19 protein-coding genes, 1 tRNA gene and 1 pseudogene are annotated in these 22,501 nt (G+C 71.1%); 8 read left to right on the top strand and 13 right to left on the bottom strand.

Features of this window, described 5'->3' with window-relative positions:
* On the top strand, positions 1–607 hold a 607-nt coding region (locus AB0E96_RS20530; protein WP_359825571.1), incomplete at its 5' end, for a hypothetical protein.
* Between the two features lie 124 nt (positions 608–731).
* On the opposite strand, the gene AB0E96_RS20525 is transcribed toward AB0E96_RS20530, so the two are convergent.
* Positions 732–1,223, bottom strand: a complete 492-nt coding sequence (locus AB0E96_RS20525; protein WP_359825569.1) for a hypothetical protein — start codon at positions 1,221–1,223, stop codon at positions 732–734.
* Positions 1,224–1,502: 279 nt separating this feature from the next.
* On the opposite strand from AB0E96_RS20525, the gene AB0E96_RS20520 reads away from it, so the two are divergent.
* The gene (locus AB0E96_RS20520) at positions 1,503–2,327 is read left to right on the top strand and encodes a hypothetical protein (protein WP_359825567.1); all 825 of its coding nucleotides are present in this window, start codon (positions 1,503–1,505) and stop codon (positions 2,325–2,327) included.
* A gap of 60 nt (positions 2,328–2,387) precedes the next feature.
* The gene (locus AB0E96_RS20515) at positions 2,388–3,152 is read left to right on the top strand and encodes a hypothetical protein (protein ID WP_359825565.1); all 765 of its coding nucleotides are present in this window, start codon (positions 2,388–2,390) and stop codon (positions 3,150–3,152) included.
* Here AB0E96_RS20515 and AB0E96_RS20510 read toward each other — a convergent pair.
* Positions 3,146–4,210: a hypothetical protein gene (locus tag AB0E96_RS20510; protein ID WP_359825562.1), complete on the bottom strand. Its 1,065-nt coding sequence runs from the start codon at positions 4,208–4,210 to the stop codon at positions 3,146–3,148. The two genes, AB0E96_RS20515 and AB0E96_RS20510, sit on opposite strands and share 7 nt — an antisense overlap.
* A 206-nt stretch (positions 4,211–4,416) precedes the next feature.
* On the opposite strand from AB0E96_RS20510, the gene AB0E96_RS20505 reads away from it, so the two are divergent.
* Complete coding sequence (locus AB0E96_RS20505; protein ID WP_359825560.1) at positions 4,417–5,190, top strand: phytanoyl-CoA dioxygenase family protein; 774 nt, start codon at positions 4,417–4,419, stop codon at positions 5,188–5,190.
* On the opposite strand, the gene AB0E96_RS20500 is transcribed toward AB0E96_RS20505, so the two are convergent.
* From AB0E96_RS20500 to AB0E96_RS20485, 4 genes and pseudogenes are all read right to left on the bottom strand, one after another.
* Positions 5,171–5,410, bottom strand: coding sequence for a hypothetical protein (locus AB0E96_RS20500; protein WP_359825576.1), 240 nt, complete (start codon positions 5,408–5,410; stop codon positions 5,171–5,173). The two genes, AB0E96_RS20505 and AB0E96_RS20500, sit on opposite strands and share 20 nt — an antisense overlap.
* Before the next feature lie 200 nt (positions 5,411–5,610).
* Positions 5,611–5,886 (bottom strand): annotated as a pseudogene (locus tag AB0E96_RS20495) (class I SAM-dependent methyltransferase); the annotation flags it as partial.
* 178 nt (positions 5,887–6,064) lie between these two features.
* Entirely contained in the window at positions 6,065–6,943 is an 879-nt protein-coding gene (locus AB0E96_RS20490; protein ID WP_359825557.1) for a hypothetical protein, read from the bottom strand.
* Positions 6,944–7,056: 113 nt separating this feature from the next.
* Positions 7,057–7,218 (bottom strand): hypothetical protein, encoded by a 162-nt coding sequence (locus tag AB0E96_RS20485; RefSeq protein WP_359825555.1) that lies wholly within the window; start codon positions 7,216–7,218, stop codon positions 7,057–7,059.
* 172 nt (positions 7,219–7,390) lie between these two features.
* On the opposite strand from AB0E96_RS20485, the gene AB0E96_RS20480 reads away from it, so the two are divergent.
* The 3 genes from AB0E96_RS20480 to AB0E96_RS20470 all read left to right on the top strand — a co-directional run bounded on the left by AB0E96_RS20480 (position 7,391) and on the right by AB0E96_RS20470 (position 9,686).
* A complete protein-coding gene (locus AB0E96_RS20480) occupies positions 7,391–8,044 on the top strand; it encodes a helix-turn-helix transcriptional regulator (protein WP_359825552.1) in 654 nt (217 codons plus the stop codon).
* A 108-nt stretch (positions 8,045–8,152) separates the two neighbouring features.
* Complete coding sequence (locus AB0E96_RS20475; protein WP_359825551.1) at positions 8,153–8,437, top strand: helix-turn-helix domain-containing protein; 285 nt, start codon at positions 8,153–8,155, stop codon at positions 8,435–8,437.
* 1 nt (position 8,438) lies between these two features.
* Positions 8,439–9,686, top strand: a complete 1,248-nt coding sequence (locus tag AB0E96_RS20470; protein ID WP_359825549.1) for a site-specific integrase — start codon at positions 8,439–8,441, stop codon at positions 9,684–9,686.
* Between the two features lie 844 nt (positions 9,687–10,530).
* Here the strand turns inward: AB0E96_RS20470 and AB0E96_RS20465 are convergent.
* The 7 genes from AB0E96_RS20465 to AB0E96_RS20435 form a co-directional block, all read right to left on the bottom strand.
* Positions 10,531–14,430, bottom strand: a complete 3,900-nt coding sequence (locus AB0E96_RS20465; protein ID WP_359825544.1) for a hypothetical protein — start codon at positions 14,428–14,430, stop codon at positions 10,531–10,533.
* 602 nt (positions 14,431–15,032) lie between these two features.
* Positions 15,033–15,106, bottom strand: a tRNA-Pro gene (locus tag AB0E96_RS20460).
* Positions 15,107–15,242: 136 nt separating this feature from the next.
* The gene (locus AB0E96_RS20455) at positions 15,243–16,580 is read right to left on the bottom strand and encodes an MFS transporter (protein WP_359825542.1); all 1,338 of its coding nucleotides are present in this window, start codon (positions 16,578–16,580) and stop codon (positions 15,243–15,245) included.
* Positions 16,581–16,789: 209 nt separating this feature from the next.
* Complete coding sequence (locus tag AB0E96_RS20450) at positions 16,790–17,581, bottom strand: DUF1684 domain-containing protein (RefSeq protein WP_359825539.1); 792 nt, start codon at positions 17,579–17,581, stop codon at positions 16,790–16,792.
* A gap of 278 nt (positions 17,582–17,859) precedes the next feature.
* Entirely contained in the window at positions 17,860–18,729 is an 870-nt protein-coding gene (locus AB0E96_RS20445) for an acyl-CoA thioesterase II (protein WP_359825538.1), read from the bottom strand.
* Positions 18,730–18,937: 208 nt separating this feature from the next.
* Positions 18,938–19,591: an alpha-ketoglutarate-dependent dioxygenase AlkB gene (locus AB0E96_RS20440; protein ID WP_359825574.1), complete on the bottom strand. Its 654-nt coding sequence runs from the start codon at positions 19,589–19,591 to the stop codon at positions 18,938–18,940.
* Positions 19,592–20,039: 448 nt separating this feature from the next.
* A complete protein-coding gene (locus AB0E96_RS20435; RefSeq protein ID WP_359825535.1) occupies positions 20,040–20,849 on the bottom strand; it encodes a transglycosylase family protein in 810 nt (269 codons plus the stop codon).
* Positions 20,850–21,440: 591 nt separating this feature from the next.
* Between AB0E96_RS20435 and AB0E96_RS20430 the strand changes: the two genes are divergently transcribed.
* The gene (locus AB0E96_RS20430; protein WP_359825533.1) at positions 21,441–22,331 is read left to right on the top strand and encodes a hypothetical protein; all 891 of its coding nucleotides are present in this window, start codon (positions 21,441–21,443) and stop codon (positions 22,329–22,331) included.
* Positions 22,332–22,501: the final 170 nt, after the last annotated feature.

Here is a 22,501-nt window from a genome sequence, read left to right as displayed (position 1 = left end):
TGTTCCCGCGGAGCAGGCCCTCTGGGACGCGGTGCGGATCGCGGCCGTCGGTGCCTGGCGCAGCGGCGGGCGGCACGCCCTGGTGCACGGCGGCGTGGGGTACTGCCAGGGGCCCGACGAGCGGGTGCCCGCGCGAGCGCTTCGCAGCCTGCCCCTTCCCGGGGTCGGTGTGGTGGTCGAGGACGGCTCGCAGATCCGGCTGTTCCTCGCCTACCTCGACCAACCCGTTGGTCAGGACGGTGGTGAGCTGATCCTCTTGGGCGACGAGGGCGAGCGGGACTGCGGCTTCCGGGACCTCACCAGGGCCAGCCTTCTGCTCGCCGACGACCTGAGCCTCACCGACGCGGTGAAGGCCACCAACCGGTACTACGACGAGGTGGAACGGGCAGAGGGGGGGATGCCTCCGCAACCGGACGAAGCCGCGTTCGTCCAGCAGGCCGCGTTCATGGGGTGGTTCACGGGCTTGCTGTCCGCCGCGAGCGCTCCCGACGCCGCGTTCGACACGGGCGCTGTCGCCGGCCGCAGGCCCACCACGTCGTGGCCTCCCACCCCCGGACTGCTGCCCGAGCTGGTGCTGTGGCAGATGCGCCGCGGCGAGGAGGAGTAGCCTGGTCAGGCCAACGGCAGGACGCCCGCGGGGCGACCATCTTCCGCCCAGTCCTCACCGGAGCACCGGCGAGCGCGTCACCCGCCCCCCAGATCCAGAGCGCGGCCGACCCGGGGTCGGCCGCTTACGGCAAGGGCTGCTCCAGGGGCCAGCCGTCGCGCAGCAGCGGGAAGGCGGTCTCGGGATCCTCCAGGACGCCTCCGCCGTCGAGACCGGGGCGAAGCGCGGAGTCGGTGAACAGGACGCCGAAATAGGCGCTGCCCCCGGCGCCGGACCAGGACCAGGTCGGGTCCACAGCCACTCCCTCCGCGGTCGTGCACCAGCCGTGCGCGAACGGGGTTCCGGCGTGTACGGAGACCGCCCAGCCCTCCGTGTAGACCAGGGATGGGTGCGCCAGTTCGGTACGCCGCGCGTTGGCGTAGCAGTGCCGTTCCGGCATGGGGCCGACTCCGGACGGCAGCGCCGCCGGAGTGCACCACTGGCCATGGGCGAGCAGGAAGTCGTACACCGACCGGTACGTCCAGTCGACGGTGCCCCATCGATCGAACGACCGTTCCAGTTCGGCCTGCTGCCGTATGAAGCCGATCAGCATCCGTTCGGCCGGGGTGAGCGTCATGACGGGCAGGCTAGCGCTCACCTTGCTCTCGGGCCCGCCGCCGGCGCGGACCGAGCCGAGACTCCCGGCTGCCGTCCTGCGGTGCCGCGCGGTGTCCCGTCTCCCGAACGACGCGGTGACGGTGTCGCGCCCGCCGGTCGCGTGCACGCGGGCCACACTGCTGGACCCCGAACACGCCCTCGGTGCCCTGGCTGTCGTGCCGGCAGCCAGCCGACGCCGGTCGCCCGACCACAGGCGAAGTCCGTGACGGCCGTGCCCTGACCACCCTAGGCTGGGCAGGTGACCTGGACGTTCCCCACGAGCCGCGTCAGCCACGACGGCGCCGGCACCGTGATGTTGGAGACCTGCCACCGCGTCAGCGACTACACCACCGTCGCCAGGAGACGCGGCCAGGTGTTCTGGACCACCAGCAGCCCACTGCCCGACGGCGCAGCCGAGCTGGTCGTCCACTGCCCCGTGTGCATGGCGGACCGTGGCCTGACCGTCTCCGGGGCCTGGGGTGACCCGGCCCAGCTGACCTGCCTGTGCGGGCACTCCTGGACACCCCTGCTGCCTGGCCTGCCGCCCGAGCAGCTCCTGCGGAAGCTGATCCGCCTGGCAGTCGGAGAACCGTTCAACGGGATCCGCTACCGGCTGATCAAGGTCGGTGCGGCCGACGCCAACCCGACCCCGCTCCACGATGCCGTCGGCCCCATCGTCGTCGAGGCGGGGCGTGATCTCAACCGCGGGAAGTGGGTCTTCAGCGACTACGAGGGCCGTGTCGCCTCCGACCTGCTGGCACGGGCCGGCCTGCGGGTGTACTGGAGCCCTGAGGACCTGGCTGCCCTGTCCCAGCGGAGACGCACGGAGGAGGAGCAGCTGGCCAGGGTCGTCGACATGTACCGGGCGTTGGCAACGCGCAGCAGGTGGACGCGAAAGCGCCTGGGACGCTTCCTGAGACAGGCCGTGGAAGTAATGCGGCCGATCGATGTGCTGACCATGGACGACCTGGAGCCGGGTCCTACACGGTCTGGTGTGTCGCCGGTACTCGTAGACGCCCGCGAGGCGCTGGCGGCGGTCCACGGGGTCCTCGGCGCGGGCGCCACCGGCGATGTCGACTACTGACCGCCCAGTCCCCGGCTGGGACGGGCCCACCACCGAAGCCGTACGGCTAGGGTGGCGACGGTGACGTGGAGAATCCAGACCAGGCGCCTCGGACACGACGGCGCCGGCAACCTGCACGTGGTCATTCGCCATCACCCGCCGCACGGGACACCCTTCGAACTTCCGCGACTGTCCCCGCAGGCAGCCGAGCACCACCCGGCCGTGCAGTGCCCGACCTGCCGCCACGACCGCGATCTCACCATGGCCGGGCACTGGGGCGAGCCCGCGCTGCTGACCTGCCCGTGCGGGCATTCCTGGACGCCGTACCTGCCGCCGCTGTCCCCGCAGGCGCTGCTGCGCGAAGTCGTACGGCAAGCTCTGGATGCCGGTGCACTCACCTACCGGGAAGCCCGCACCGACCCCGACACCCTCGCGGCAACGCCGCGCCAGGACTCCGTCCGCGTCCCGCTCACCACGGCCTCGCGGTCCCTCAACCGCCGGACGTGGGTCTTCGACGACTACGAGATCGCCGTCGCTACCGACCTACTCGACAGACTCCGCCCCGATGACACGGAGACGGAAGCGGCGAGCAGCGCCGACCGGCTTCGCGCGCTCCACCGCCGCCTCGCCGCCCTCGCCGAGTACGCCGCCATGGCCAACGGCCCCCTCGGCGAGCTGCTGGACGCCTGCGGCACCGCCCTGCGCCCGGCCCGCGGGCTGACGGCCGACGACCTCGAACCCGGCCCCGTCCCGGGCAACCCGCCAGTGCTGCTGGACGCCGAACTCGCCCTCGGCACCCTGGTCACGGTGCTTCGCGCCGGATCCACGGGCGAAGTCGACTACTGACCGTCCGCTTCCCCGGGCCCGAGGTCCCAGGAGTTGCGACGCCACGACGGGGCCCGCCAGTCGATCAACCTGGCGGAGACGATCCGAGCGGTGCTGCCCGTGCCGTCCGGCGCGACCACCTGTACGGCACCGGCGTGCGGCAGCACCGCATCCGGCCTGTAGCGCCCACGCACCCGGCCGGGAGCGGGCTCGGTGAGGTCGAACCGGCGCAGCGCCGCCCACACAGCCCATTCCCGCAGGGCGATCCCCGCCCAGACGGCCTGGCCCTCCTCCGTGTCCAGATCGACCAGCAGCGGCGACCAGGACCGGTCCGGCCGGCGGAATCCGCGCTCCAGCAGCACCACGCACCGGCGCGGCGAGACGATGCCGACGACGTCCTCGATCAGCTTGTCGTGGAGAAGCCGCCCGAGGGCAAGCTCGACCGCATCGTCCTCCAGTCCCGGCAGGGAAGCCAGGAGCAGACCGTAGGCCGTGCTCTCGTGGAGAAGGTCGCAGGCCCCAGGGCCGGTCGCATACACACCGGTGTTGAGGACGTTGTCGTCACGGCTGTATGGCGGATCGATGTGATCGCGGTACAGCGACAGGCTGACGCGCGGGGGCGCGGAGGGCCCCCGGTCGTCCACCACGGCCCTGGCCCACGCTCCGGCACTGTCACCGAGCACGGCGCTCCCCGCCAACGCTGCCCCCAGTCCGCGGTCAGGGCGCTCCCGCAGCATCTCCGCCAGCACATGCCGGCGCGCACCGACCGCCGACGACCCAGAGGTCACTGCCTCACGGTGGCAGGCCAGCACGCGCCCCACCTGCCGGGCCGCCTCGGTCCCGTCTCCGACGGACACCGCCACCTCCTCCAGCGACGCCGTCACCAACGGTGCGCCGAACCCGAGCGGCGTTCGCGGGAAGCGGTGCAAGGCCTCCGCGAGCAGCCGCACGGCCTCCTCACGCCCCTGGACGCCACCGATCCGCCGCTCCGCCCAGGCCGTCAGGCACTCCGCCCACTCCCGATACTGGCCGAACCCGTCATCGGCGGCCAGCTGCCCGAACAACGCCTCCGGTTGCACGTCGGTCCTGTTCCTCTCCATCCGGCCCGGCCTCATACTGCTCAGTCCGAACACCGCGCCCGGAGCACCGTCCCCTCAGACGGGTCATCCGGCGCACGTTCACGCAGGCTACCGCGCGGCCGGCTCCGCTACTGCGGCCCAGTTCCCGTGATCACCGATCGGGAACTGCGTTACGCCGATCGCCCGTCGCTCGTTTCCACGATGTGATGGAGACAACAACTCCCGCCACCATCAGTTCATTTCACCGCGACGGCTACTGCGTGCTGCCCGGCTTCCTGGATGCAGGGCTGATCCGGCGCTGGCGCTCGCTGCTCGGCAGGCACATCGCCATCGCCCCGCCCGCACCTGACCACACCGGCTCCTACTTCCTGTGGCCGCCACTGGCCCAGGACACCGAGCTGCGGGACCTCTACGAGATCAGCGGGATCTCCGACGCAGTCCAGCCGTTCCTGCGCGTGGGGCTAGGCCTTCCGGCGCCGGAAGTCGCGCAGCTCGCCTTCACCCTGCCTCCACACCCCCACCGCCCCAGCGCCCCGCACATCGACGGCCTCACCCCCACCGAGGACGACGGCCGCCCAGGGACGTTCACCCTTCTCGCCGGCCTGCTGCTCACCGACCAGCGACAGCGCGACCGCGGCAACCTGTGGGTCTGGCCCGGCAGCCACCTTCACACCGCCGCCTGGCTCCGCGAACACGGAGCCGACGCGCTATACGACAGCGCCCCGTACCCGCCCGTGGAACTACCCGCCCCACTGCAGGTGACCGGCCCTGCCGGAAGCCTGCTCCTCGCGCACTACCTCCTCGCCCACAACATCGGCGGCCACTTCGGCACGGCCGACGACGAGCGCCGCGAGACCGTGTACTTCCGACTGCGAGCCACCGGCCACCGCAGACGCTGGCGTACGACCGTGACGGACCCGCTGTCAGAGTTCGCGCTGCCGGAACAGACGGGAGGCTCCGTCACGGGCGACGGGCGATGATCGCCTCCGTGCGGATCGTCTGCTCGAAGGTGCCCGCCGGGTCGAAGGCCAGCAGGGCGTCGCGGACGCCGTTCACGAACGCCTTCGTATCCGGGCCGAGTTGGCGCGGGCTGCTGTAGCTGCAGGGGAGCTGCAGGCTGGCCACCTCGTCCGCGGTTCGGACGACCGTCCGGTCCCAGTGTGCGGTCTCGATCTGGGAGAACGGGGAACGGGCCAGCACGCCCTGGTGACGCTCGGCCGGGTGGGTGTAGGTGCCGCGCCCGGCTCGGCGCTCTGGGCCGAGGTACCGGACCCGGGCCTCCCTGATCGTGTCCGACCAGGACGCCGGGGCAATGTCGCCCGGATTCCGCCGGAGGCCAGCACGATCGCGCCTCCGTTGTCGATGAAGGCATCCAGGTCCTGGGCGACGACGGCGCGGTCCATCCAATGGAAGGCGGCTCCTGCGGTCACCAGCCGGAGCGGCGCCAGGTCCATGCTGGCCAGTTGTGCCGCCTCGCCCAGGCGCCATTCGATGTTGGTCACGCTGTCGGCGGAGAGCGCTCGGGCCTCGGCGAGCATGCCCGGTTGCGGATCGACGGCGATCACCGAGTTCACCATGCGGGCCAGGGGCATTGCCACCGCTCCGGTGCCGGTGCCCAGGTCCAGTGCGCACCCGGCGCCGTCGAGACCGAGGTGCTCGGCGACGTGGGTGAACATCAGCTCGTCGTAGCCCGGCCTGTAGGCCGCGTAGTACGGTGCGGTGCCGTCGAACAGCTCGGCCGGCTCACTACTCGTATCCGCCACCCAGCCATCCTGCTACCGCCGACCTGGCCGCATTGGTCGGGCTCCGGCCCCTGGGAACGTGCTGGCAATCGCAGTGTCGTCCTCCCGGCAGCTACGCCTTCCGACGGCGGGCACGCTTCGGTGCGGGTACTTCCCTCCCGTTCCAGGCCGCCTGCAGGGCGGGCAGCAGATCAGCTCGTGTCAGGCCGAAGTCCTGGAAGCCAGTGCCGAACCCCGAATGCGGGAGGCCGAGTGCCGGCAACGGCTCCTCGCGGTCCTCCAGCTCCGAATCGGAGGTACTTAGATCGGCCTCCACGCACGAAGCAAGCTCCGGTCGGCCCAGGAGCGTGACCGCGTTGCGCAGGAACAGGGCGCACGTGTCGGCGTCGAACTTCTGGGTGCGCTCCCGCTCCAGAACCAATCCGATCAGACCGCTCTCACGCTCGCCAAGGAACAGACCGAGGACGGCCGGAACGCGCCCGACGAGCCAGGAGACCTCATTCGTGCGCAACCGTGCACAGGGAAGCGTCGTACGGAAAAGGTCGCGCATGTCCCAGCCGAGCTGCAGCTGATACTCGTGGAAGATCGCGACGATGTCGCCGGCGTTGGCCAGCAAGATCCCCTGGAGCATGTGTGACCATGCACGGCAAGCCTGTTCGAGCGCACTCTTGAGCTTTCGCGCCAGGTCGGGCGCGCGGTCGCCGACGCGCTCCAGTTCCCGGCGGAGCAGACCCTCGGTCGCCGCCGAGGGTTCATGGCCAGCGGCGACGTCCTCCAGCCACTCGGGAAGCAGGTTCTTGTTGGCGTAGGCGCGGCTGTCGTAGCCGACCGTGATCTCAGCGGCCGTGAACTCGTCGTCGATCACATCGAGGAACGCTGTGTACCGTTCCTGGTGCTGGCGCGGCGTCCTGCCGCCGAGCACCCATCTGGCCGCCAGCATTACCGGCAGGCGTTCCTCCGACATCGCGATGGCCTGCTCAACATCCGGCATGCAGTTCCTCTCGCCATCTCGCCTGCGCGAGATCAATGGGCGCCGGTGCGGACAACACTGCCTGTTGGAGGGATCGTCCCACGTCGAAGCCGGGATGCCCGGCAGCGCAGTGCCTACGCCACGTTCCGGGAGGTACGCGGGCGCAGGAAGTGGAGGAGGTCTTCGGTGATCACGCGGTAGTTGCCGCCGACCTCCACGACGGTGACCGGGTAGCGCCCCTCCCGAACCATGCGATAGCCAACCGTCCTGCCGAGCGAGAGCAGCTCGTTGGCCATCGACAACGGAATCGCTGGTGGGAGGGCAGCTAGAGCCTCCGGCGAGTACTTTCCCGACCGGGCAGTCCGGACTGCGTTCACGGCAACTTCCCTCCCAAGCGATGTTCTCTGTGCGAGAAACATCTATCACATCTGCCTTGGGCGAAGAAGATGACCGGTATATTCTTCTCTTGTGACAGAACCGAAGCAGCAATGGCCGGCCGCGCTCACGGCGCGGATCGCCCACACAGTCAAGACGCACCGGGCCCAACGCGGCATGACGACCGGCGACCTCTCAGCAGCCTGCGCGGCACGAGGCGTACCGATCGCCGCGAACACCATCACCAAGATCGAGAAGGGTCAGCGGGACTCGCTCAAGGTGGAGGAGGCCCTCGTTCTCGCCCACGCCCTCGATCTGCCCCTCGTGGCGCTGCTCATCCCACTGGAGAGCCAGATCAACGTCGATCTCCTGCCCGACGTGACCCTGTCCATCTGGGAGGCAGCGGCATGGGTAACCGGCGAAGACCACCTCGTCGAAGCGCCGCCGTCTGGGTCAGCACGAGCCGTACTCGCCGCCTTCCGCGAACACGACGTCGACGTCCGCACCGCGCTGATCTCCACCCGCGAAGCCCACAGCCGTCGCCTTCAGGCACGTCAAGCCCTCGGATCGGCCCGCTACGAACAGCTGGCCCGCCAGGCGGACGAACTCGACCGCATGGCCCACGAGGACTGCACGCGGCTCAAGGCCGTCCGAGACCAGATGCGGGCCGACAGGCTCCAGCTGCCGCCGCTGCCCTCCGCACTCGACTTCGTCAACTCGGCGAGACCTGCGTCGGCCGACAGCTAGCCGTTCGCACCTATTTCAATCAGCCCCGAGGATCACCGACATGCCCCAACCGTCCGCACAACCTTCGACTCTCGCCCCGCGCTCGGCGCCTAACACAGGGCATGCGGCGTGAGTGGCCTGCAGCCTGTCGGTGGAACCGCCGCAGAACACGGGGACGACACCACATCCGCTTCGGCCGTCGATCTGCTCCACAGCGGCTGGTACACCGCCGACGAGCTCGCGCCGCTCCTGAAGGTCGATCCGTCTACGCTCCGCCGCTGGCGCAACGCCAAGCCTCCTCAAGGCCCGCCCTTCGTCCGCCTCGCCAACCGCACCGTCGTCTACTCCATCCCCGACACGCAGGCATGGCTCTTCTCCCAACGAATAGCTCCCGCAGAACCGGAGGCTGCATAGCTTGGCTGATACCCCCATAACCGTCCCGATCGCAATCGACCTGACCGACGACATCGAGTTCCGCGCAGACCGGCGCCCCGAATTCCGCTACCGCGCACGCGTTCGCTGGTGGGATCCCAACGGCAGCGGACGGAAGTCGCTGTCCAATTCCGTCGCCTCCGACGACGAGGCGAAGGACTGGATCGACCGTCTTCGCAAGGCGGCCAAGCGCGGAATCGTTCCCTCGCTCTCGAACGTGACGTTGGCCGACTACGGCGACGAGAACTGGGACCTGGCCATGCGCGGCCTGGAGCCGAAGACCCTCGACCCCTACCGGGCCGGATGGAAGCTGCGCGTCGTCCCAACCATGGGCCACGTCCCGGTGGTGTCGATGACCAACGGGATCACCGACCGGGCCCTGAACGCCTGGATCTCCGACGAGGTCGGCAAGTCCTCCGTCAAGAACACCCTCGCGCCCCTTGTCCGGATCATGGAGCAGGCCCGCCGAGACGGCATCATCGACCTCAACCCCTGTCGGCTGACAGGCTGGCAGTCCTTGTACAAGCAGTACGAGGACGAGCTGGACAACCCGCGCGCCCTCGCCCTGCCCGACTGGGACACCCTCGACGCCTTGGCCGAGGCGCTTGTAGCCCGCTCCCACGGCAACTACCGGATCTGGGGCGACGTCGTCCGCTTCGCCGCCTGCACCGGCGCCCGTATCGGCGAGGTCTCCGGCGTCCGGGTCAAGGACATCAACCGCTTCGACTGGACCTGGGACCTGATCCGGCAGACCACGCCTGGCCCCGGCGGTCTGACCGACAAGGGCACCAAGGGCAAGCGCAAGCGCACCGTCCCGATCATCGAAGAGATCCGCGACATGGTGACCTGGCGGCTCACCGTCGTCGGACACGACCCGATGGCACGGCTGTTCACCGGCCCCCGCGGTGGCCGCATCAGCACCGCCGTGCTCCGTGACGCCACCCACTGGGACGAGGTCGTCACTGCGCTCGGCTACGCCTGGCTTCGCCGCCACGGCCTGCGGCACACCGGCCTCACCTGGCTCGCCGACGCCGGCGTGCGCCTGCACGTCCTCCAACGAATCGCCGGACACGGGCAGATTACAACGACCCAGCGGTACCTCCACCCTTCGCACGCTGACTACATCGAGGCTGGCAACAAGCTCAGCGCGCACCTCAGCGCGGGTCGCGAGGCCACGCCGGTCGAGCCTGAGCCCGCCGCCCCCGTTCGCCGCCTCTACGTCGTTCGTTGAACATCCGTGTTGGCGGGCACCCATCCGGTGGGTGCCCGCCAGCACCGCTGTCCCACGCATATGATCCCGGAGGCCACCAACCAGGCTGTCAAGACCTCGGAACAGAGCTTGAACCACGACAGTGCACCGTTCCAGGACTCCCTCGGCAGAACTCTCTCCGAACTGGCCCGCCGCGGCGTAACGCTGGGCCCCAACGGGGTGGCAGACGCCATCGAGCAGCAGGCCACTGCCCTCGCCAGGAGGCTCGGCATCAAGAAGCGAGAGGCGCTCGGCCGCATCGACCCCGCAGCGCTCGCCGCCGCCATCGCCTCCGCGGCCCAGGAGCGCGAACACGCCGACCTCACCGTGGGCGAGGGTCCATTCCCGCCCGTGGACAACCCCGAACTCGCGATGATCCTCGCCGGCGTGCCAGATGCCCTCGTGGAGAGTGGAGGCGATCTCTACTCCGTCATCCTCAACGTCGCGGTCAACGCCTGGATGGCCGGCCACCTGCACGGCGAAGACGGCTGCCCCGGCTGCGACTTCCGCGGTGACACCGGCCACGACTGGCAGGCCCGCATGGACACCCTCACCGCAGTCTCGCCGGACATCACGAAGGGTTCAACCGGGACGTCTGGACGAAGGCCCTGGAGAACACCGGCTACACCGTCACGCGCCGCTGAACCCCACGAAGGCGGAGCCTCCGGTCACAGGTACACCACGACCGGGCCCTCGGCCCACCCTGCGGCGAAGCTGCTGTCCCAGTCCAGCGGAGCTTCCTCGACGCAGTTCGGCAGCCCAGTGGGACCGAACTCAACGGCCCGGAAGGCCCATCAGGCACTCCCGGGCTGGCGGCCGTTCCGGATCAGGTGGGGTAGCCCGTGCGGCTGCGTTGCTGCATGCCCCGGAAGGCCGAGGCGGAACTGTCGAGGCGTTCCAGCGCGGTGGTGGCGAACGCCTGCACCAAGGCGTCGGGGTGGGACTTCAGCTTCTCCGCAGCCTCCCGGCGGGGGCGGATCACGGCGTCCAAGTCGGTGAACACGGCGTTCACCGCCGCCAACCCGTGCAGGATCAGCTCCTGGCTTTCAGGGGTCAGCCCAGCAACCAGGAGCTCTGGGACAACCTGTGCCCAGGTACTGCTCGACCAGGCCAGGTGAACCGCCTTCGCCGCTCGGCGGCGTGCGCTCGGCGGTCCGCCGGCCCACTCGACTAGTGCTCGCGACCAGGCGTCAGTGTCCTTGCCGATCGCAGTAAGCGTCTCGCACAGCACGTCTTCGACGGAGTCGTCGAGGGCGGTGGCCGGTGCTGTCGACCAGCGCTGCTCGAACGCGGCGGTGATCTCGTCACGCACCGCAATGTCGAGCCTCTCGAGGTGCTCCGTCCAGGAAGCCGGCAGGCGGCGACCTCCGAGGACATGTCCTGCCAGGACCTGGGCGAACCTCTCGGGCGACCGGCGGGCGATCTGGATCACTCCGTGGCTGATGAGGCCGAGGCTGTCGTTATTCAGGAGGCCGGTGGTGTCGGTGGTGAGCCCCCGCTCCAGCACGGCCACGCAAGCGTTCACCGCTTCGGGGTCCACCGGTGCATTGGAATGGAGCACCATCCCGATCGCCTCCAGTACCGCAGGAACCGTCTGAGCCGGCCCCTGGATGCCCATCAGGGCCAGGCGTCCAAGGCGGTCCTCGGCTGATCTCGTGCAGTGCCACGCATGCCGGGCGACCTGTGTGCAGATGGCGGCCTGCTCAGCGGCCTCGGTTCCGGTTACCGCGTCCGCGAGAGCACGAAGGAGCTTCTCTTCCTGTTCAGGGTGGTCGTCCGCCATCGCGAGTGCGAGCCCCGCGAGCCTGGGGTCACCCGCATGTTCCGAAACCCACTGCCAGACCCGGTCCGTGTGCTGGGTCGCCAGGCCGGCCAGCAGCGCAGCATCTCCTGGCAGTGGCCCGCTAGCGATGCGGTCCAGGACGGGATCAGCGTCAGTCGCGCTCTCGCCTACCGCTGCGGCGAAGGCCGGGAGCACCTCGTGCGCCGTACCGAAGAAGGAGGGATCGGCGGCTTCTAGCAGGTCAATGGCCTGAGCGGTGGTCAGCTGACCGGCCAGCGTGACGGCCGTGGACTTCTGGGTTGCGACGTCCTCGGCCCAGGTGGCGGTGAAGGTGTTGGGCGGCTGAACGACGAGGAGGTGCAAGAGCCCCGGGTCGCTGAGTGCCGCCACGGCGATGGGCTCGCCGTTGGCTGCAGCTCCTGCCAGGTCGGTCCGGCGGGTGCCTGTTCCGAGCGCGGCCTCGACCGCCCGTCGCCGTACGGACAGCGGAAGGTCCGTCCACCGCGCGGCGATCTTCTCGGCAAACCTCGAGGCGGCCCCCATCAGGATCTGCTCGGCGTGCGCGGGCAGCGTCTGGTGATGGTTGCCGGGCAGGCCGCGGCCCGCGGCCTGCCGCAGCTGCTCGGGTACGGCGACCAGCGCGTTGAGGAGGTTCAGGTGCTCGGGCTGGTGCAGGGCCGATTCGGCGAGCAGCGGTTTGAGTAGATCGAGGGCCTGGTCGAGCTGGTCCCGAGTCTCCGGAAGGTCGGGAAGCGTAGCGGTGCTGATGTTGAGGGTCCTCGCGTGCTCGGGCGTGGCGTGCCGCACGAGTTCGACAGTGATCTCCAGGTAGGGCTGCAGGGCTGCGAGGAGGACTCGGGCGACGGACTCGGGGCCCCGCTTGGCCGCGTCTTCGGGGTCGAGCCCCATGGGCGGTTCTGCGGTGCGGTCCCGGACCCAGCGCGAGATCGCGCCGAGCAGGGCGCCTCGGCGTCCCATCAGTGCCTGTCCAATGTGCTGGCCGCTCGGACCGGTCCATGTACGGAATACGCGCAACAGGCCGTCCGGCTGGTGGCCGCCGAAGACGGGCCGGGCGGCATCCATCAGCCAGGCAATGTCCAGCACGGATGCCACCGCCGCCGGGGCGGTCTCGGGGTTGGTGCGTCCTGCCAGCCGGGCGAACTCCTGACACATGCGGTCCAGTTCGAACCGGTAGTAGGCGACCGCGTCAGTGTCTCCCCAGAGCTGCTCGGAGGCCGGCACAGGCCACTGTCGGACCAGCCGTTCGGTGAGCTGCACGAGAAGTGTCGGATCAGCGGGGGCGGCCTGGGAGGCGAGGCGGACAACGCTGGTCCAGTGGCCAAGGTGGGCGTCTTCGGGGAGCAGGCCGAGGACGAAGGCGGTGATCGCCGAAGCGGCGGCCCGGTTGCCGCTGTCGCGGGCGGCTGCGGCCAGCACCCCGATCTGCGGATCGAGGCGCCGAGTCGCGGCATCCAGGGCGTCCGCGTGCTCCTGCACGGTCATCTCCGGGGTGAGGCCCGAGTGGGCGGCCAGGCAGCGCAGGGCGGCTTCCGGGTTCAGCCGGACCTTGGCCCCCGAGGTGAGGGCGTCGGCCAGGACAACGGCAGCGGCAAGGTCGGGGCGGAAGGTGTAGGGCGGCGTGTCCACCAGCCCGGCGTCGGCGAGGTCGTCCAGGAGCCGGTCGAGCCGATCGGGCTCGGACGGCAAACTGGAGACCGCGCCGTGGAGAGCAGCGAGGTCCTGACCTCCGTGGTGCCCTGCCAGGTCGCCGGCCTTGGTCAGCAGAGCGAGAGCGACCGCGACAGTCCAGTGCAAGCCAGGGTCGTCCAGCGCCCGGAGCCTGTCGGCGACCAGCTCCCGCAGGAGGCTGGAGGCGTCGCTCCAGTCGAACTTCCCGTTGGACAGGGCCACTTGGCAGGCGGCGTGGGCGAGCAGGGGATTGCCGCCGGCCAGGCCGATGACGGCCGTGCGGAACTCCTCCCGCTGAATCCCGTGGTCCGTGATGATCATGTCGATCTCCGGACGGTCCAGGCGGCGAAGCACGACCGGGATGCCGGCCTGGCGCTCGGCTCCGGCGGCGTAGAGCGTCCGCTCGCGCTGGCCCGGGCGAACGATGAGGACCAGCCGGACTCGGTCGAACCGCTGGTCGGCAAGCATCGCGGCCACCGCGGACAGGCTTTCGCTGCGATGGGCGTCGTCGATCACGAGGATCAGCGGAGCGTCCAACCCCACCTCTGTGAGCGAGTCCAGCGTGAAGGGAGCCCCAGTAGGGACGACCAGGGTCGTGGCGACGGACCGGGCCGCCTCGATCACGATCCTGGTCTTCCCGGAGCCGCCGGGGCCCTCCGCCACGACCACCCGGCCCCCTGAAGACTCCGGGGCGAGCTGGGCGCGGAGCTGACTCTGGATCTCGGCAGCGCCGCGGAGCTCAGCGGCCATCCCGGGCACCGTGCGGGAGAGCCGATCCAGGTACACCTCCGCAGTGGCCAGGGCCCTGGGCTGACGCGGACGGACCCCCAGCTCGGCCTCGGCCACCCAGCGCAGGTCGTCCGACTCCAGCTCGACGACGAGATCGCTGAGGTCAAAGATCTCCAGGTCCACCCCGAAGTCGTCCTTCGCCCGCTTCCGCTGCTTCGCCTTCGCGATGTCGTTCGTCGAGCGGTTCATCACGAAGATGGCCGGCGCGGTACGTCCGTGCTGCTTGTGCTTCTCCAGCTCGATGGTGAGCTTCGTGGTCCACGTGCCCTGCATGCTGACCCACAGGGCCAGGTCGATCTCGTCCTCGAACAAGGGGCGATCGTAGCCGTCGAGGCCGGTGTCACTGGTGGCGCTGGTGAGGCGGAGATTCGGGTAGCGCCTCCGGAGCACCCGCAGGGCCACCCGCTCCAGGGCACGATCGTCCGTGAGCTGTTCCAGCGCCATCTTTGCGGTTTCGTACAGCACCCCTCGCCCCTCCGCCTCACTGAGACCTGCGCGGGACCATTCTCCTCCACCTCGCCGCCGGACCGGTAAGGCTCCATCGGGGTGAGCCCGGCGCCGAAGGCCGGCCATGACGTGCCCGGTCCGCCCGGCCGCAGGGGGAAGTGCCCCTGCAGCCTGTGCTTGTGGGGTGTCAACAATGGTGCGCAGCGGCACCGGTGAACCCGGATGGTGGTTGAAGCACGGTTCCGGCCCGTTTGGGGCCTGCGTCGAATTTGCTACAGCGTCGGCGGTCAGGGAGCTGGCTGGCGATTGATCAGGGGCACTGCTCCGGAACGTCCGGGATTCGTCACGGCACGGTTGGAACCGAGGTGAGGGAATTCCGGCGTGGGCACTCCACGCGACCCATTCCTGCGGCTATTCTGGCCGGGAAGGGACAGGTGGGTCTTCGACCGGCTGGTCCCCGGGGCAGCTCCTCGAGGTCCGCTCGGAAGGTGCTGGTCCCCAGCTGGTCCCCAGCAAGATCTTTTAGGGGTGTTCGCAGGTGGCTCGTTTCGCTGACGGGGCGTCATGCGAAAGGCCGCTGACCTGGGATTTCTCCCGGCCAACGGCCTTTCCGACTCACGTCGGGACGACAGGATTTGAACCTGCGACCCCTTGACCCCCAGTCAAGTGCGCTACCAAGCTGCGCCACGTCCCGTGGTCTCGGTGCCTGCAGCGGGGCCTGGGGGGCTCTGCTGTGGGCTTCTCGACCTTGTCTCCGGTTGTCCCGGCGACGTGGAAAACAATACAGCACGTCGGGGGGTGCTCGCTGCCAGGTTCTGGGGGCGGGTGGGTCAGGGGGTGGGGTGGCGGGCGTCGTAGGTGAGGAAGGCGGGGCGGCGGGCGGCGAGGAGGAAGACCGCGGCGACGCAGGCGAGGCCGCCGGTGATCACGGAGGTGGCGGGGTTGGTGAGGGCGGCGACGCTGCCGGACTCGAAGTCCCCGAGGCGGGGGCCGCCGGCGACGACCACGATGAAGATCCCCTGGAGGCGGCCGCGCATCTCGTCCGGGGCCGCGACCTGCATCATCGTGTTGCGGAAGATCATGCTGACGGTGTCGGCGCAGCCCGCGACCGCGAGCAGCAGGAGGCCGAGCCAGAGGTTATGGAGGGCGCCGAAGGCCGCGATGGCGAGGCCCCAGGCGGTGACGGCGGCGAGGACGGCGACGCCCTGGCGGTGCACGCGGCCGACCCAGCCGGAGAAGAGCGCGCCGATCAGGGCGCCGACGGCCGGGGCGGAGACCAGCAGGCCGACGGTGCCGGCGTCGCCGCCGTAGAAGGTGACCGCGATGGCGGGGAAGAGGGCGCGCGGCATGCCGAAGACCATGGCGGCCAGGTCGGCGAGGAAGCTGGTGCGCAGGTTGGGCTGCTCGCGCAGGAAGCGGAGGCCGTCGAGGACGGAGGCGCGGCCCTTGCGCTCGCCGAGCGGCCGCATGGCGGGCAGGCGCCACATCGCGTAGAGGGTGGCGGTGAAGGCGACGGTGTCGACCAGATAGGCGGCTTGGGCGCCGTACGCGCCGATGAGGACGCCGCCGAGCATCGGGCCGACGGTGAGGCCGAGGTTCATGCTGACGGTGTTCAGGGCGTTCGCCGCCGGGAGCTGGTGGCTGGGCACCAGGCGGGGGATCATCGCGGAGCGGGCGGGGGAGCTGATCGCGAAGAAGCCGGCCTGGACGGCGACGGCGGCGTAGAGGACGGCGACCAGGCCGAGGCCGGCCAGGGCCTGCGCGGCCAGGACGGCGGAGACGACGGCCAGGCCGGCCGAGCCGAGCAGGCCCAGCCGACGCCGGTCGACGGTGTCGGCGATGGCGCCGCCGTAGAGGCCGAAGGCGACCAGCGGAACGAGGGAGAAGATGCCGACGAGGCCGGTCGCGAAGGCCGAGCCGGTCAGGTCGTAGACCTGGACGGAGACGGCGACGGCCGTCATCTGCTGGCCTATGGAGGAGACGGCCTGCCCGGCCCAGAGCCGGCGGTAGTCGGGGTTCTCGCGCAGTGGGCTGAGGTCGGCGAACGCCCGCCGGTACCAGGGCGCGTCGGCGGCCGCCTCCGGCGCCGGTCCGTGCCCCGGCCCTGGGGCGGGATCCTGTTCGGGCTCCGCGGCGGTGGGCGGCGTGGAATGTTGATCCTTCGACATAATCCCCCATGCTCCGCCCCGCCCCCGGGCGGCCTCGCACCGGGGCCCCGGTCCTCGGTCCCGCCCCTGGTCCCCGCCGTGCTCTCCACGTCTGGCGTCGGCGCCGGCCTCGGCGCCGACCTCGAAACCCGCCCCGGAGCCGGGCACGGAGCCTGCCCGGCGAAGCCCCGGTCCCGTGCGCCCCGCTCCGGCTCCGGCTCCGGCTCCCGCTACCGGCCGAGCACCTGCTTCTCGCCGGCCTCCACCGCGAAGTCCAGCCGGTTGCCCGGCGGCGGGAACGGGCAGATGAAGTGCTCCGAGAAGGCGCACGGCGGCAGGTACGCCCGGTTGAGGTCGAGGACGGTGCGGCCCTCGGCGTCGGGCGCGGGCAGGGTGATGAAACGGAAGCGGTAGGTGTCGATGCCGCTGGTGGCGTCCGCGATCACCCCGCTGAGCCGGTCGCCCGACCGGCTCACGGTGAGGGTGCGGTGCTCACCCGCCACCGTGAAGGCGATCTGCCCGGAGACGGCCAGTGGGCGCTCCCGGCCGTCCGCGTTGGGGACCACGACCGACCGCGCGTCGTCGTCCGTGAACGGGGTGAAGACCGCGGGCACGGCCCACTCCGGCGCGTACGGGTAGGCGGAGATGCCGGCGAACGCGACCCGGCGGGGTGCGGCCGGGTCGAAGACCCGCAGAGCGAGCTCGCCCTCACGCTCGATCGGGACGAGCAGCAGGGCGTCCAGGGTGGCGGTGTCGGCGGCCGGGTCAGTGTCCGGGCGGAGCAGCGCCTCGCCGTCCACCGGTGCGTCGGCGCCGTCGACCGTGATGCCGTCGGACGCCGCCGCCCGGACCCGGACGCCCTCGGCGTCGGCCCACCAGAGCCCGGGCAGGCCGGGGACCTCGGCGGGCTCGGGCTCCAGCCAGTGGGTGCCGGTGAGTGCGAGCTGGCCGTGCAGCGCGCTCACGGACGCCGCCCGGCCGTCGCTCCAGTGCTTCCAGTCCTCCGCGGCCGTCTCCGTCATCGGTCCACCCTCCCGGTCGGTCCGCGGACGGCCCGCGGTTCGGGCCGTCCGTCTCGGTCATTCACAACACCGTCCGTGCGGACGGATCATTCCCGCCGGGCGCGAACCGCCGAAACCGCAACACCGCGGCAACACACCGACACGGAGCACAACACCGGGCACACCGGGGACAACAACACCGGCCACACGGATCAGCCGCCCGGCCCCTGCCCGTCCACCCGCCTACCCGCCTACCCGCCTGCCCGTCCACCCGCCTGCCCGCCTGCCTGTCCACCCGCCTACCCGTCGCGGCGCTTCAGTGGACGGAACAGCCCCTCCTGCACCACGGACACCACCAGCCGGCCGTGCCGGTCGAAGATCTGCCCGCGGGCCAGGCCGCGGGCGCCGTGGGCGATCGGGGACTCCTGCTGGTAGAGCAGCCAGTCGTCCGTCCGGAACGGCTGGTGGAACCACATCGCGTGGTCGAGCGAGGCCATGTCGAAGTTCCGCTCGCCCCACAGCGGCTCGACCGGGGCGCGGACGGCGTCGAGCAGCGTCATGTCGCTGGCGTAGGTGAGGGCGCAGACGTGGATCAGCGGATCGTCCGGCAGCGGGCCGTTGGTGCGCAGCCAGACGCCGCTGCGCGCCTCGACGCCCTCGAGTTCCTCCGTGGTCCAGCGCAGCCGGTCGACGTAGCGAATGTCGAACGGCTGGCGGCGGCTGATGAAGGGGGGCAGCTCACCGAGTCGGGAGCCGACCTCGTCCAGGGCGCTGGGCAGATCCTCGGGGGCGGCGACCGCCGGCATCGGGAACTGGTGCTCGATGCCGGCCTCCTCGGGTCTGTGGAAGTCCGCGGTGAGTGCGAAGATCGACCGCCCGCCCTGGATGCCGAGCACCCGCCGGGTGGTGAAGGAGCGGCCGTCTCGGATCCGGTCGACCTGGTAGACGATCGGCACGCCGGGGACGCCGGGGCGCAGGAAGTAGGCGTGCAGCGAGTGCACCGGGCGCTCGTCGTCCACCGTGCGCCCCGCCGCCACCAGCGCCTGACCGGCGACCTGGCCGCCGAACGTCCGTTGCAGCGCTTCCTCGGGGCTGCGCCCACGAAAGATGTTGAGTTCGATCTGCTCAAGGTCGAGCAGATCGACAAGGTCGTCGACGGGGGTACCCATGCGCACGCTTCCTCTCCGGACTCCGAACGAATTCTCCAGCTCACTCGAATCCCCTGGCGACCCGGGTCATTCCCGCGCACCGGTCCGGAACGCCCAGTTCACTCGAACGAGTAGACGAGTAGGCGATCAAACGAACAAGTGACGGAAGGGACGCCCCACCACCCCACCGCCCCGCGGACCCGCGGACCCGCGGACCCGCCCACTCCGCCTACTCCCCCAGCCCCGACTCCCGCACCGTGATGTTGAGCCGCCCGACCAGCCCCAGCGCCGGATCGGCCGTCCCCGGCAGCGTCCGCACCACCCCGTGGTACGCGAACCGGGACGGGCCCCCGAACACCAGGAGGTCGCCGCTGCGCAGCTCCAGGTCCGTCCACGGCCGGGTCCTGGTCTCGGTGTTCCCGAGCCGGAAGACGCATCCATCGCCCAACGAGAGCGAGACCACCGGCGCGTCCGCCCGCTCGTCGCGGTCCTGGTGGAGGCCCATCTTCGCGCCGTGCGCGTAGTGGTTGACGATCGCGATGTCCGGCGCGTACGAGGCCCCACCCGCGACCTCCGCCAGCGCGTCCCCGTACGCCTCGGCGACGGCCCTGCGCGCCAGCTCCCCGAGCAGCGGCGGGAACGGCTTGACGGGCGCCCCGTCCTCGGCGACCCGCCGGTACCCGTACGGGTACCAGTGCAGGCCCAGGCTCACCATCCGGACGGACATCATCCCGCCGGTGGGCATCCGCACGGCGTGCAGGCCGGCCGGCGGGCGCGCCCACTCCCGGCAGGCGGTAACCAGGCGGCGCTGCGCGTCGAGGTCCAGCCAACCGGGGAGCAGGACGGCGCCGGGGGCGGGCTCGGAGCGCTCGCGCGCCCCCATGGACCCGCCCGGATCGCTGAACAGCTCGCCCTGGATCACCCCACCATCCTCCCGCACCGGCACCTGCCGGGCCCAGCCCCGGCCGAAGGCCCGGCCCCGAGGCGGTGCGAAGGACGGCACGCAGGACGGCGGGGCCCAACCCGGCACCCGTCGCCGGCCGGACCCAGCATCACGGAACGCCGACGGCCGCTCCCCCGGCCGGCGGAAAAACCCGCGCGGCGGAGAAGCGGCCGTCAAAGCCGGGCCCGTCGGTACGTCAAGGCGTCAGCACCTCGGTACGTCAGCTCGTCGACGCGTCAGCGCGTCAGCGCGTCAACGCACCAGCACCTCGGCGCCGCGAAGCCCGCGCTACCCGGTCTACCCGGACAGTCCGAGCAGTCCGAGCAGTCCGAGCAGTCCGGGCAGCCGGCACCGGCTACCGACGAGGCCTCACGTGCCGGTTCGGACCTCAGATGCTGAGGGTCTGGCCCGGGAGGATCAGGTCCGGGTTGCCACCGATGACCTTGGCGTTGTTCTTGTACAGGTCGTGCCAGTCCAGGCCCTGCGCGGCGGCGATGGAGCTCAGGGTGTCACCGGTCTTGACGGTGTAGCTGCCCTTGGCGGCCGGCTTGGCGTCGTTCGAACGGTTCCAGGACTTGGCACCCTGGTCGGCCTTCGGCGCGGACTTCTGGGCGTCGGCCTTCGGAGCCGCCTTCGGAGCCGCCTTCGGCGCGGCGGCGTCGTTCTTCGGCGCGGCCTGGGCCTTGGGGGCGGCCTTCGGGGCCTCGGCCGGCTTGGCGGCGGCCTTGGGGGTCTGCGCCGGCTTGGCGGTGGTCGAGCCCGCGGCGGAGCCCGCCGAGGTGTCGACGGCGGCCGGGGCGCCGCCCTTGGTCAGGCCGGCCTTGACGGAGCAGACGGGCCAGGCGCCCGGGCCCTGCGAGGCCAGGACCTTCTCGGCGACGGCGATCTGCTGCGCCTTGGTGGCCTGGTTGGCCTGCGAGGCGTAGGCGGTGCCGCCGAAGGCGGCCCAGGTGCTGGAGGTGAACTGCAGACCGCCGTAGAAGCCGTTGCCGGTGTTGATGGCCCAGTTGCCGCCGCTCTCGCACTGGGCGACGGCGTCCCAGGTGGAGACGGAGGCGGCGGAGGCCGAGGTGGCCGTGACGAGGCCGGCCACCGGCAGGGCCGCGACAGCGGCGCCCGCCACGACAGCCATCCGAACGCGGTTGCGCTTGGTGGCGGCGGTGGTGGTGGCAGCGGCGGTCTCGTGACGGAAGGTCATGGGGTTCCTCTCGACAGCCCCGGGCGGGCATGCGGAACCAGGCCCTGGGAAGGGCCGCGTTCGCTTGCCGCGTCCGTCGGACGGCCGTGCACGTGTCGGACGTGCCGCTGCCGCCCCGGCCACCTCGCCGCTCGCCGGGCGACCTGTTCGAGCGATCGCGTCGGCGGGCACCTGCCGCGCCCGGCGGACCGGGGGGCTGTGCGTCGGGGGTGAACCCGGGTGGCGCTCGTTGCGCCGACCAAGAAGCTACGAGCCGGTCGGCGGGGAAACCAAAACTCTGACGGTCTGCCCAGCTCAGACAGGGGTTACCGGAGGTAACGACCATGCAATCACGCCCGGAATGTCCGGTTTAGCCATTGATTCCTAGATCAAACATCCAGGCCGCGTGACCCACCTCACTGTTTGATTCCGGCAGTCCCGGCACCGACATCGACAGATTGCGACCACGAGAACACGCCGCGCGGTCGGATCCGGGGCAATTCCCGTCAGCCTCCATGGGCACCCGTGACGCCCGACACAAGGGCCCGTTGGGCATGGCGACCTCTCCGTGTCCGCCCCCGCACCCCATCCGCACCCATCCGAGGAGACCCTGTGCCGCGCATGCTCGACGTCAGCGACGAGGTCCGGTCCGAGATCGGCGACGACGAGGCCGACCGCCTGCTGGGCGGCGACCGCGCCCCCGACAGCTACGAGTGCACCTCCTGCCGGACGCCCGGCGACACGCACGTGGAGCCCACCAGCACCGTGCTGTTCGTCGGTGACGAGACCGCCGTCCTCGCCTTCGCCCACGCCCGCTGCATCCCCTCGCAGGTCGTACCGGTCTCCGAGGAGCAGTTGGCCGGCGCCGTCCGCAGCATCAGCCAGTCCCAGCCCGGCCAGTCCCGGCCCGGCGGCCCGGACTTCGCCGCCCCCGCCGCCGTACCGGGCACCCCCGTACCGGGCAGCCCCGCGCCGACCCCGGCCGTGCCCGTCGGCCCCGGCCCGTCCGCCGCCCAGCCCGCCGCGGCCGGCCAGGCCGCCATCCTCGGCATCACCTGCGGACTCGTCCTGCACGGCAAGGTCGGGCACGCCTCGCTGGTGGTCGAGCCGACCGGGCCGGTCGGCCGCCCCGGCAGCACCTCGGGCGAGGACGAGTTCCTCGACCTGCTCCAGGACGCCGGCTTCCAGCCCGTCACCGACCTGGACGAGACCCCGGACCAGCTGCCCGGGTGGTCCGTCCTGGTCGCGATGGGCAAGCTGCACGCGATTCTCCAGCCCGCCGCGGCGGGCGGCAGCACCGGCTGGTGGCAGGCGCACCAGCCGCTCCAGGTCACCGACGCCTGGCGGATGGCCGCGAGCCAGCTCTCCGAGGTGACGATGTACGCGGTGCCGGCCGGCATGGTCGGCCGCCAGCCCCGCGAGGACCTGCTGCGCCAGGCGCTGGAGCGGGCGGTGGCGCTGGGTCAGGTGGTCGCCGCCTCCCTCCCGCTCGCCGGCACCTGATCCGCCTCCGCCCTCCGGTCCTGCCGGAAGGCGGCCCCGGACCCGCCGGAAGGCCGCCGCCCACCCCCACGGCGGCCCCGAGGACGACCGGCACGCGCGGGTCAACATGCTGTTCACGATCGACGTCAGCGACGAGTTCCCCGTCACCCTGGCGCCGGCCCACCAGTTCC

The organism is Kitasatospora sp. NPDC036755 (assembly GCF_040636595.1).
Classification (GTDB): Bacteria; Actinomycetota; Actinomycetes; order Streptomycetales; family Streptomycetaceae; genus Kitasatospora.
The sequence above is the reverse complement of the archived record's forward strand: the minus strand, read 5'-3'. Positions and strand labels throughout refer to the sequence as shown.